The following is an 11,981-nucleotide window of genomic DNA, read 5'->3' on the forward strand; positions in this document are numbered from 1 at the left end:
TCGATGCCCGCTAGGTCAATGTGGCCAGGACGCTGTCGAGCGCCTGGCGCATGTCGGCCGCCTCGATCCGCATCAGCGTCTCCTGGTCCAATGCCCGCAGATCCAGCGTGTCGTCCATGGCGAGCCGGTACTCCCGCTCCTCCTCGGCGGTTTCGACGATATTACGGATGAATCGGCCGTTGCCCGCGATGTCGACGCCGCGCCGCGGCAGGCCACTCTGATCGGTGCGCTCGGCGTTGTACAGCTCCGTGCACGCCGAGCGCAGGAGCTCGATCGCGTCGTCGGAGATGGTCGAATCACGCTTGCCCGCAATGAATGTGCCGATGTCGCACAGTTCCGTCGGCGAATACGAGTCGAATTTGACCCTTTTCGAGAAGCGGGACGCCAAACCGTCGTTGCTGGCCAGGAATCGGTCGATCTCGCCGTCGTAGCCCGCGATGATCACCACCAGCCGGTCGCGATCGTTCTCCATCCTGGCGAGCAGGGTGTCGACCGCTTCACGACCGAAGGCATCACCACCGGACAGTCCGGTCTGGATCAGCGTGTATGCCTCGTCGACGAAAAGCACACCGTCCATTGCCGAGTCGATCAGCTTGTTGGTTTTGATGGCGGTGGAGCCGAGGTGCTGGCCCACGAAATCGGAGCGTTTGGTTTCCACGACCTTGTCGGTTTTGAGCAGGCCCAAGCCGCAATAGATCTTGGCCACCACCCGGGCGATGGTGGTTTTACCCGTTCCCGGCGGGCCGGTGAAGGCCAGATGCTGACCGCGCGGCATGCTGGTGAGGCCCTTCTCGGCCCGGATCTGCGCCAGTGTCGCCGAGGATTGCAGCTTGGCGACCTGGACCTTCACCGCGCCGAGGCCGATCTGCGCCTGCAGTTCCGCGCGGGCGACGGCCAGGATCCCCTCGGCCCTGTGCTGTTGCTGCTCCTGGGCGGCCTCTTCCAGTGACGGCGCCGACGCCGGATCCCAACGGTCGACCCGGGATTCGAGCTGTTCCTTGGTGGTGACCACGATGCGGAACTTGGGGTCGTGCATCGCCTGCGCGACGGCCGCGAAATCGGGGACCTGGGTGTAGACGGTCTCCAGTAGTGCGCGCGCCTCGTCCTCGTTGCCCTGCTCGCGCACGCACAGGCCGCGGCAGTACATGGCCGCGATGCGCGCGGCCGGAATGGGACCGCGCTCGGCCATCTCCAAGCGCCGGGTCGCCTCGCCGAACAATCCGAGGTGCGCGCACGCGGTGCCGACCATGACGTGCGCACCCGCGGCCATGTAGGTGTCCTGCCACTCCGCGGAACCGACCAGCACCGACATCACGTCCGGCCAGCGCTGCGTGATGAAGTGCAGGACGGCGCGGGTATAGGCACACACCTGATCGTCGACCACCCGGTCGGGATCATCGACGATCTTGCGGCGTCGGGCCGCGAGCTCGTCCAGGAGTTGCTCGGCATCGCCGAAACGCTTGTCGTCGATCAATCGCATCGCCTGGGCGAGCCAGATCTCGGTCAGGCTGGCGATCGGATAGTCGATGTACTGACCGATCTGGAACCGGCCCGACAGTTGTCGCGGCGGCAACCCGAGGCGCCGCTGCTCGCGCAGCAGCGAGGTCGACGAGGTCTCGTAAAGCCGTTGCAGCACATCGGGAGTCACCTCACCGGCGGTGACCCGGCCCAGCCAGGCATCGCACATGCCCGGATCGAGTTCGGTGGCACGGCGGAAGGCGGCTTTGGCGTAGTCGAGATCCTTCGCGGCCTGTCGGCCGTCGACCATGACACCCAACGACAGCACGCCCGCGTCGAAGATCTGTTGCGCTTGCCGGTTGGCTGACATGCCCGGCAATGTAGCGGCCATCGCCCGCACCGGTCGCCTCGGAACAAACCGCGCCTACCGGACATTCACGGACCGTTCACATACTCCCGAGGGCGTGACCGGGGTTTCCGCATGTCGTCTCCGCGGCGCGGTTACGACGAGGCGAACTCTGTTCGCCACGGGTGCCACGCCATCGGCCGATTGATACCTTGCCGAAGATCGAGACCAGGAACTTCGGGAGTCGTTTAGGTGATGGAGTCGACGGCTATCGAGCCGCAGCGGTGCCGTGTTTCCGTGATAGGCGGAAATACCCAGGTGGACGTGGTGTTGCCCACGGCGGTCGCGATCGCCAATTTCATCCCGGATGTGGTGGAGCTCATCGCATCCCGCAATCCGGACCTGTCCGAGCACGACGACGGCGGCCCGCTGGCGGCCCAACATTGGACGCTGGCGCGGTTGGGCCACAGCGCGATCGATCCCGCGCGCACGTTGACCGACGCGGAAGTCTTCGACGGTGAACTGCTGGTGCTGCGGGCGGTGGACTCGGCCGAATCGCCCGCGCTGTTCGACGATGTCATCGATGCCGTTGCCCGGTTGACCGAAAGTTCTTTCCGCGGTTGGACATCCAGTTCGTCCGGGCGGGCGGGCATGGCGGCCGCCCTCGCCGCCAGCGTCGGGGTATGCCTGCTGCTCCTGGTCTCGGCGATGCGCGGCTCGGGCATCGTGGCGGGTGTGAGCGGCCTGGTGGTCGGACTGCTGACGCTGGTCGCCGCCACGCTCGTCGCCCGGATCTACGGCGCGGCGGCAGCGGCCACCGGGCTGTCACTGTGCGGGCTGTTGCTGGCGGGCAGCGGCGCGGCCGTGCTGGTGCCTGGTTCACTCGGCGCCCCGCATCTGCTGCTGAGCAGCGCGGTCACCTTGTTGCTCGCGGTGATCGCGCTGCGGATTGTCGGTGCGGGCCAGACGATGTTCTCGGCGGTGATCAGCCTGGCGGTGTTCGGCACGGGCACCGCGGGCGCGGTGACGGTGTGGCACGTGGCACCGTCGAAGGCCGCGGCGGCGGTCATCGTGGTCGCACTGATCGGCATCACGCTGGCGCCGCGCATCGCGGTGGCGGCGGCCCGGCTGCCGGTGCCGCCGGTACCGACGGCCGGTGGCGCGATCGATCCGCGAGACCACGAGCCACGCCCGAATATCGAAGGCATCGGCGCGATCGGCGCGACGTCGATCCCGTCGGCGGCCGGGCTCGGCCTGCGTTCCCGGCTGGCGAACCAGTACCAATCCGGCATGATCATCGCGATCGTGGCGGTCACCGTAAGCGCGACGATCACGACGGTGGTGACCGCGACGCACTGGAACGCGGTGGCGCTGGCCGGTGCGGTCGGGATCGTATTGGCCAGGCGCGGGCGCGGATTCGCCGACCTGACCCAGGCCTCGACCCTGGTGCTCGGCGGCTGCGCCGGCCTGGTGGTACCGGCGGTGGTGGTGGGTCTGCGGATATCGGACGCGACGCTCCCCGCGGCGGGCGCGCTGGTGGTGTTCGCGGTGCTGGCCGTGCTGATCGGCGTGGCGGGCCCGCACCTGGAGGTGTCGCCCGTCGTGCAGCGCGCGGGTGAGCTACTGGAATACCTGATGATCTGCACGATCGGCCCGCTGGCCTTCTGGATACTCGACATCTACTCCCTCGCGCGCCATGGCTGAGCCCCGGCGCGCGGTGCTGCGGGGCTGCGCGGCCGGGCTGGCGCTGGGCTTGGCGCTCGCGCCGATCGGCACGGCGCAGGCCGTGGCCCCGCCCGAGGTGGATCCGGGTGCGCTGGTCACGAACGCCCCGGTGGCGCCGCCGGAACCCGCACAGCAGCGACTGCTCTGCTCGCATCCGATCTGGACCGGTCCCCCGCCGGTCGGGACACCCGCCGTGCAGAAGGCGCTCGGACTCGAAGCGGCCTGGAAATTCAGCAGGGGCGACGGGCAAACCGTGGCCGTGATCGATACCGGCGTCAATCCGCACCCTCGCCTGAACGTGGTCCCTGGTGGCGATTACGTCGCCGATTCCAATGGCACGGTCGATTGCGACGGGCACGGCACGCTGGTCGCCGGACTCATCGCCGCGCACCCGGCGCCGGACGGCAGCGACGGCTTCTCGGGCGTGGCTCCGCAGGCGACGATCCTGTCGATCCGCCAGACCAGCCTGGCCTACGAACCCAAGAACAGTTACGGCACAGACCATCCCGGCGGGATGTCGGCCGGCGGCTTCGGGACGGTTGCCACCCTCGCCGACGCGGTGGTGCACGCGGTCGACCTGCACGCCACCGTCATCAACATCTCGGAGGTGTCCTGTCGCCCGGTCGGCACCGACCCGGTGGACGGAATGCTCGGCGCCGCTGTGAAATACGCCAACGACCACGATGTCGTCGTCGTTGCCGCAGCGGGCAACCTGGAGTCCCAGGGGGCATGCAAGGACCAGAACGGCACCGCGGGCTGGGATGCGGTCAATACCATCGCGGCCCCGGCCTGGTTCGCCCCCTATGTATTGACGGTCGCCGCGGTCGAGGCCGACGGATCACCGTCGCCGTACACCCTTTACGGACCGTGGGTCGGGGTCGCCGCGCCTGGCAGCAATCTCATGTCGCTCGACAGCACCTCAGGTGGTACCGGGCTGGTCAACGGCACGCCGCAGTCCAACGGCCAGGTTGCCCCGGTCGACGGGACCAGCTTCGCCAGCGCCTACGTGGCCGGTCTGGCCGCGCTGGTCCGCGCCCGCTACCCGCAACTGTCCGCGGCCGAGGTGACAAACCGCATCACGGCCACCGCGCACGGGCCGGGCACCGGGCGCGACAGCCGGATCGGGGCGGGCATGATCGACCCCGTCGCCGCGCTCACCGCGGTGCTGACGCCAAGGACCGCGGGCGACCCAGCGGCCGGCATACCGATCGCCGCGCCGATCCCGCCGGTACCCGAAAACCCTTGGCCGCGCTGGATCGGCGAGGCCGGGGCCGTGATCTGCCTGGCTCTGCTCGGTCTGGTGCAGGCTCTGTCGATTCCGTTCCGGCGGGAACAACACAAAAAACTCGCCTTCCCCGGCGACGAGACCGAGGAGCTGTCATGACTACTCAGGGCTTCATCCGGGTGGCTCGGATCGCACCGCCGCGCGCGCCGGGCGGCGAGGTGGTGCTCAACGCGCCGCCCGAGATCACCGCACCGATACCGAGCCCGCTGTGGCAGCGGTTGATGCCGGTGGTGATGGTGGTCGCCATGGTCGGCATGGTGGTGCTGATGGTCACCATGAGCGGCAAGGCCATGCTGAGCAACCCGATGACCATGATGTTCCCGATGATGATGCTGATGTCGATGGTCGGCATGATGGCCGGACGCGGACAGGGCGGCACCAAGAAGGCCGCCGAACTCAACGAGGAACGCAAGGACTACTTCCGCTATCTGGACCAGCTGCGCCGCGATGTGCGCGATACCGGTGCGCTGCAACGTGAGTCGCTGACCTGGAGTCACCCGCACCCGATCGACCTGCAGGCGCTGATCGGCACCCGGCGCATGTGGGAGCGCCGACCCAACGACCCCGACTTCGGGCACGTGCGCATCGGCATCGGCAGCCACCGCATCGCCACCAAACTCGGCAGGCCCGAGACCGGCCCGCTCGAAGACCTGGAACCGGTGGGCACCGTGGCGCTGCGCCGTTTCGTCCGCACCCATTCGGTGGTGCACGCGCTGCCGACCGCGATCTCGCTGCGCGCGTTTCCCGCGGTCAATATCGAGGGTCCCCGCGAGCACGGCCGGACGCTGGTGCGCGCGATGCTGCTCGAGCTGGCCACCTTCCACGGCCCGGACCACCTGGTGTTCGCTATCGTCACCGCCGACCCCGAGTCCGATACCTGGGCGTGGACGAAATGGCTTCCGCACCTGCAACATCCGCGCGACGCCGACCGCATCGGCACGGCCCGCATGCTGTACGAATCGCTGTCGGAGCTGGAGACCGCGCTGTCGGAGGACCTGCTAGAGCGTGGGCGGTTCCTGCGCAACGCGCCGCCGACCGCGGGCCGGTTGCATGTGGTGGTGGTGATCGACGACGGTTATGTCAGCGGCTCCGAGCGCACCATCAGCGACGCGGGCCTCGACTCGGTGACCGTGCTCGACCTGACCGCGCCGCAGACCGGGCTCGCGGTACGCCGCGGGCTGCAGCTGGTGGTCGAGGAAGGGGTGATCGGGGCCCGCACCGGTGGTTCGGTGGAGAAATTCGCCGACCCGGATCTGGTGAGTTCGGCAGTAGCCGCGACCTTCTCGCGCGGCATGTCCCGCTACCGCATCGCCACCACCGCACAGATCGTCAATCTCGGTGACGGCGGCAGTGGTGACCCTGGTCTGATGGCACTGCTGCGGATCTCGGACGCGGCGGCCATCGACCCGAACACGGTCTGGCGGCCCCGGTCTTTTCGCGAGCGGCTGCGGGTGCCGATCGGTGTCACCCCCGACGGAACACCGGTCGAGATCGACATCAAGGAATCCGCCGAGAACGGCATGGGTCCGCACGGATTATGTATCGGCGCAACGGGTTCCGGTAAGTCCGAGTTTCTGCGGACGCTGGTGTTGTCGCTGGTGACAACTCATTCACCCGACCTGCTGAATCTGGTGCTCGTCGACTTCAAAGGCGGCGCGACCTTTCTCGGCCTCGATCCGCTGCCGCACGTGGCCGCCGTCATCACCAACCTCGAGGAAGAACTCTCGATGGTGGACCGAATGCGCGACGCGCTGGCGGGCGAGCTGAACCGCCGCCAGGAACTGCTGCGCTCGGCCGGAAACTTCGCCAACGTCACCGAATACGAGAAGGCCAGGGCCAACGGCGCCCCGCTCGATCCGCTGCCCGCGCTGTTCGTGATCGTCGATGAGTTCTCCGAATTGCTCTCGCAGAAACCGGATTTCGCCGAGCTGTTCGTGATGATCGGCCGGTTGGGCCGCTCGCTGCGGGTGCATCTGCTGCTGGCCTCGCAGCGACTGGAGGAGAACCGGCTGCGCGGGTTGGACTCGCACCTGTCGTACCGGATCGGCCTGCGCACCTTCTCGGCCGGTGAATCTCGTCAGGTACTCGGCATCACCGACGCCTACCATCTGCCCGGCCAACCGGGCGCCGGATACTTGAAGAGCGACTCCTCGGATCCGTTGCGGTTCAACGCGACCTACGTTTCGGGCCCCTACGTGCCGCCGACCACCCGGCCGACCGGCGGCGGTCCGATCGCGCCCGCGATGGGCGTCGTCGATGTGTTCACCGCCGGCACCGCCGAGGTCACGACGGAGACGCCGTCGGTGGTCGAGGTGGCGCTGCCCGACCTCAGCGAGCTGCTCGCCGAGACGCCGCTGAGCGGGGTCGAACGTTCCGTGTTGCAGACCGTGGTCGAGCGGCTGGTCGGCCACGGCCGTCCGGCGCACGAGGTGTGGCTGCCGCCGCTCGAACTCTCCCCCACCGTCGATATGCTGCTGCCGCAGTCGGATTGGCGCTCGCCGGAAAACGTGCACGGCAAGCTGTGGCTGCCGATCGGCATCGTGGACAAGCCGTATGAGCAGAAGCGCGACGTCTTCACCATCGATCTGGCCGGCGCACAGGGCAATGTCGCGGTCGTCGGCGGACCACAGTCGGGTAAGTCCACCACGCTGCGCACCATCATCATGGCCGCTGCCGCCACGCACACCCCCGAGCAGGTGCAGTTCTACTGCCTCGACTTCGGCGGTGGCACCCTCGCGGCGCTCAACGGCCTGCCGCATGTCGGCTCCGCCGCCGGCCGACTCGAGAGTGATCGGGTGCGCCGCACGGTCGCCGAGCTCAGCACCCTGTTGCGCCAGCGCGAGGCCCGATTCCTGGAGCTGGGCATCGAATCCATGCGTGACTTCCGCAAACTGCGGTCCGGGCTGGCGGCACTGCCGCAGGACCAGCGCGCCGCACATCCACTCGCCGCGGACCTGTTCGGCGACGTCTTCCTGGTGATCGATGGCTGGGCCGCGTTCCGCGAGGAATTCGAGCTGATCGAACCCCAGGTGCAGGCGCTGGCCGCGCGCGGGCTGTCCTACGGCATCCACCTGATCATCGGTGCCAACCGCTGGGCCGAGTTCCGGCCCGCCGTCAAGGATCAGATCGGCACCCGGATCGAACTACGCCTCGGTGATCCGTCGGACTCGGAGATGGATCGCCGTGCGGCCGTCGGGGTTCCGATCAATCGACCGGGCCGCGGGCTCAGCCCGGACAAGCTACACATGCTGCTCGCCCTGCCCCGCCTGGATTCCGACGTCGACCCGAACACGTTGTCCGAGGCGGTCATCGCGGCCAAGGAGGCGCTGACCGAGCTCTACGGCGAACGGCGCGCGCCCGCGGTCCGGATGCTGCCACTGGAACTTCCGCGCGAGCAAGTACTGGCGACAGCCCGTGCGCAGGGCCTGGTGCTGGACAACCAGCGGGTGCTGATCGGACTCAGCGAGTCCGAATTACAGCCGATGGTCCTGGATTTCGCGGAACAGCCGCATCTGATGATCTTCGCCGACGTCGGCTGCGGCAAGACCACGCTGCTGCGCAACATCGCGCAGAGCATCGTGGAGAATTGTGGTCCGGACGAGGCCCGCATCATCCTCATCGACTACCGGCGCACCATGCTCGGCGCGATCGAAACCCCGCATCTGGCCGGGTATTCGACCTCCGCGCAGACCTCGATCCCGACGCTGAAAGAGGTCGCGGGATTCGTCTCCGCCCGCCTCCCCGGTACCGACATCACCCCCGCGCAGCTGCGCGAACGGAATTGGTGGACCGGGCCGGAGGTGTACGTGATCGTCGACGACTACGACATGGTGGCCGCCAACAATCCGCTGCTACCACTGATGGATCTGATCCCGCAGGCCCGTGACATCGGGCTGCACGTGATCATCGCCCGGCGTGCGGGTGGTGCGGCGCGGGCACTCTATGACGGCGTGCTCGGTCCGCTGAAAGACATGTCGGTGGACGGCATTTTAATGAGCACGCCCAAGGACGAGGGCGTGCTGCTCAGCGATGTGCGGCCGGCGCAGTACCCCACCGGGCGCGGAATGCTGGTGTCGCGCACTCGAAGTCGCGAGCTGATCCAGGTCTGCTACCTGCCGCCGGTGTGAGTTTCCGGTGCGGAATCGGTCAGCGCCGCGCGGAGAACTCGTCGGCGCCCTGTAGACCGTCGGCTGCCTGCCGCATGCCCTTGGCGAACTCCGTCAGCGTTTGCGCCAGGTCGAAACCACCCTGCAGCAGGTCGACGCTCATGGCGACGTAGCCGGAGGCGCCGGTGGCGAACTTGCGGCCGGTCGCGTCGGTGGCCCACGGCGGCCGGGGGCTGTCGGTGGAGCTCACCACCGTGGCCGATCCGCTCCCCGAGGTACCGCTCGGTACCGCGGAGATCGGGTCGCCGAGGCGGGTGAGGGTCTCGTACAGCGTGGTAACCGTGTGGCTGATCGCCTCGTACACGCCGTCCATGTCGGCCGCGGCGGCCCGGAGTCCGGCGGCCGAATCGACGGTAATGACCTGTGCCACAGTGGTTCCTCCTGGTCGGGGCGGACCACACCACCGTGATCGACACAGTCGACCGGGACCAGGATTGTGCGCGAGCAGCGCCGAAACAGTTTCTTAACAGTATGTTTCGGAGCTTATGAGCTGAATCACGCTGTTACGCAGCACTACTCGCCCGACGGCCTCGGTATTCCAGCTCGCCCACCGGGAGGAAGCGGCGGACGGGGCGGGTGCCGAGGGTGTGGTGGATGCAGCGGGCCCTGCGGCTCAGGGGGCTCGGGCGGTCCCGGCGGCTCCGGCGGCTCCGGCGGCTCCGGCGGCTCCGGCGGCTCCGGCGGCTCCGGCGGCTCCGGCGGCTCCGGCGGATTGGGCGGATTGGGCGGCTCGGGCGGCTCGGGCGGGTGCGACGGATTCGGCTGGCCCCATGCGGTCGGGTCCGGCGCTGACGGCGCGGAGTACGGGATGATCTCCGGGTTGTGGTGCTTGTACTGCTTCGGGCGGGTCTTGCCGCGCAGGTCTGTGGCCTTGGCCTGGTAGACGTCGGTGCCGGGACCGCCGGTGCCGTACTCCTTTCCGATCCGTTCGCTGCGCATCAGAGCCCGCTTCCACCAGGTGTTCTCGTCGGTGCCAGGTTGCGTGCTCTTCCTGGCTTCACCGTCGGCCGTGCGATTGATCGCCTCCCGGTTCATCCGCACCATTCGGTGGTCGTCGGCATGGCGCTGTGCCTGATCCGCGCGGCGCTGCAGGTTGTCGGCGTCGGCCTGATGGTGATCCGCCGTGCGTTGCGTGTGGCCTGCCTCCCGCTCGGCAGCGCTCAATCCGCGCAACGCCTGCTCGTGCGCCCGCTGCGAATCGACGAGACGCCCTTGCAGGTGCTCGACCCGCTGCGGGTCGGGCGTCTGGGCGGTCCGCGCCCCGGCCAACTGCCTTTCGGCATCGTGCACTTGACGTTGTGCTTGAACAAGATTCGCCCGCGCCTCACCGACCCGCCCCTCCCCCGCATCGGCCAGCGTCTGCTGCACGGTCGCTTTCCGCTGCGCGGTATCGGCGACGTCCTGAGCCTGGTCGGCCGCCTGCTGCGTCGACGCTGCCCGTTCCGCGAACTCCCGCGCACGGCCCGACATCCGCGCTGCCCATGGCGGCTGCCGCTCGGCTGACTCCAATCCCGCTGGGTCGCCGAGCGCCCTAGCCCGGGGGCTGCTCCCCTGCGACTCGACGGGTTGCGCCCGCAGCTGCGACTCGGCGGACTCCTGCCTCGCACCGGCTCTCGGGCGGCTCCCCGGCGACTCAGGTGATGGTGTCGCCGGGTCGTCTGCCGCTGACCGCGTTCGCTCGCCGAGCGCCCTGGCCCGCGATCTATTCCCCTGCGGCTCAGTAGGTTCGGCCTGCAATCGCGGTTGACGTTCACGCACCTCGGCGTGGTAGCGACGCAGGTTCGCGGCATCCTGCCGGTCGAGTTCCGCCAGCCTGCGTTGACGCGTGGCGCCCGAGCCTTCGACCGTGGATCGGTCCACCGGTGCGGGGCGTGCGACGGTGTCGTTGCCTGCGGTGCCGATAGCTTTGGCGACGCGGCTCGCGGGCGCGTAGACGTTGCCCTCGGCGTCGAAGTGGAAGTGTCGGAGAAAACCGGTGTTCGCCGGGCCGCGGGGCACCCGGTTGAGCTGGAACAGGCCGCGGGTCGCGCCGGGCACCGCGCCGCGGAAGGCACCACCGGCCATCGATGCGGCGAAGCCGGAGCCGCTGAAGCCGCTCTGCCAATCCCCGGTATTCAGCGCGGCGCCGACCGCGCCGCCGATGGTGCTCACCTCACCACCGAACGCACCAATTGCCATGCCGCGCACCGCTCCACCGGCCGGGCCGAGCCGATTGGTCAACCGGCCGATCGTGGTGTCGAAGGCGATGCCGCCCCAGTGCGCTCCGGCCCGGCCCACCATGCCGCCCAGGAAGGACGAACCGAACGACAGCACCAACTCGTTGCTGTCGAAGGACCTGCGCGTGTGCGCGGCCAGCTGGACTCCCTGGACGACCGCGTCCACGGCCACGGCCTGCGTGCCGGACACCACCCCTTTGACCGCATAGGTGGACAGATTCTTGACGACCAGCTTCGACCACGGCTTGCGGCCGACAGTTCCCAAGGCCCGCAACACCAACTGCTCGATCTTCTCTACCGTGAAATCCTCGGCCGCGCGCAACGTCGACCTGGTGCCTGCCACGGCGGCGGCCTCCAGCGCCGGAGCCGTCGGCGGAAACATCCACGCCCACATGATCTCCGCGGCAAGCAGCACATAGGAGACGATCATCATCAGCTTCGCCTCCTGCACCGCGGTGCCGAAATCGAAAGCGGCATTACCGAGTTCATCGAAATCGGTCGCCAGGGTCGCCAGCGAGGCGCCGCCGTGCAGCAGGCTGTCGAACAGTCCAGCGATTGCCTCCGCGCCGGACCCCGAGGTGTAGGCCCTTGTCGCGTCCCACTGTACCTCCGTCAACGGATCCAACTGAGCGGCAAGGCCTTTCGCGGCATCGTTCCAGGCGTTGCCGATCGCGAACAGTAGATCCTCGTTCCCCTCCGGCGGGTCGATACCGACCAGCCAGCCCAGCCATTTCAGCTCGGGCGGGATCTCGATCATCGCGTGCGCACCGTCGTCCGTTCCGGTG

General features: G+C 68.5%; 6 protein-coding genes. 3 read left to right on the forward strand and 3 right to left on the reverse strand.

The annotated features are described in order from the left end of the window. Window positions 1–10: 10 nt before the first annotated feature. Complete coding sequence (eccA, locus tag ACIBK2_RS16465; RefSeq protein WP_396967984.1) at window positions 11–1,828, reverse strand: type VII secretion AAA-ATPase EccA; 1,818 nt, start codon at window positions 1,826–1,828, stop codon at window positions 11–13. A 231-nt stretch (window positions 1,829–2,059) separates the two neighbouring features. Here eccA and eccD point away from each other — a divergent pair, with 231 nt between their 5' ends. Genes eccD through eccCa form a run of 3 tightly spaced genes read left to right on the forward strand, consistent with a single transcriptional unit; the run spans window position 2,060 to window position 8,941 of the window. Continuing rightward, on the forward strand, window positions 2,060–3,508 hold the full coding sequence (gene eccD / locus ACIBK2_RS16470) for a type VII secretion integral membrane protein EccD (protein WP_396967986.1): 1,449 nt from the start codon (window positions 2,060–2,062) through the stop codon (window positions 3,506–3,508). Next, the gene (mycP, locus tag ACIBK2_RS16475; RefSeq protein WP_396967988.1) at window positions 3,501–4,913 is read left to right on the forward strand and encodes a type VII secretion-associated serine protease mycosin; all 1,413 of its coding nucleotides are present in this window, start codon (window positions 3,501–3,503) and stop codon (window positions 4,911–4,913) included. The genes eccD and mycP overlap by 8 nt, the downstream gene beginning before the upstream one ends. Next, the gene (gene eccCa, locus ACIBK2_RS16480) at window positions 4,910–8,941 is read left to right on the forward strand and encodes a type VII secretion protein EccCa (protein WP_396967990.1); all 4,032 of its coding nucleotides are present in this window, start codon (window positions 4,910–4,912) and stop codon (window positions 8,939–8,941) included. The genes mycP and eccCa overlap by 4 nt, the downstream gene beginning before the upstream one ends. Window positions 8,942–8,960: 19 nt before the next feature. On the opposite strand, the gene ACIBK2_RS16485 is transcribed toward eccCa, so the two are convergent. Together ACIBK2_RS16485 and ACIBK2_RS16490 are read right to left on the reverse strand one after the other, a co-directional pair. Further along, window positions 8,961–9,350 carry a hypothetical protein gene (locus ACIBK2_RS16485; protein WP_396967992.1) on the reverse strand — a complete coding sequence of 130 codons (390 nt, stop codon included), beginning with the start codon at window positions 9,348–9,350 and terminating at the stop codon, window positions 8,961–8,963. Window positions 9,351–9,493: 143 nt separating this feature from the next. Then, window positions 9,494–11,953: a hypothetical protein gene (locus ACIBK2_RS16490; RefSeq protein WP_396967994.1), complete on the reverse strand. Its 2,460-nt coding sequence runs from the start codon at window positions 11,951–11,953 to the stop codon at window positions 9,494–9,496. Window positions 11,954–11,981: the final 28 nt, after the last annotated feature.

The organism is Nocardia sp. NPDC050175 (assembly GCF_044459885.1).
Taxonomy (GTDB): Bacteria; Actinomycetota; Actinomycetes; order Mycobacteriales; family Mycobacteriaceae; genus Nocardia.

Excerpts from the sequence above, each read along its gene's own strand:
- eccA (WP_396967984.1), bottom strand. The coding sequence starts at position 1,828 with ATGTCAGCCAACCGGCAAGCGCAACAGATCTTCGACGCGGGCGTGCTG.
- eccD (WP_396967986.1), top strand. The coding sequence starts at position 2,060 with ATGGAGTCGACGGCTATCGAGCCGCAGCGGTGCCGTGTTTCCGTGATA.
- mycP (WP_396967988.1), top strand. The coding sequence starts at position 3,501 with ATGGCTGAGCCCCGGCGCGCGGTGCTGCGGGGCTGCGCGGCCGGGCTG.
- eccCa (WP_396967990.1), top strand. The coding sequence starts at position 4,910 with ATGACTACTCAGGGCTTCATCCGGGTGGCTCGGATCGCACCGCCGCGC.
- ACIBK2_RS16490 (WP_396967994.1), bottom strand. The coding sequence starts at position 11,953 with ATGATCGAGATCCCGCCCGAGCTGAAATGGCTGGGCTGGCTGGTCGGT.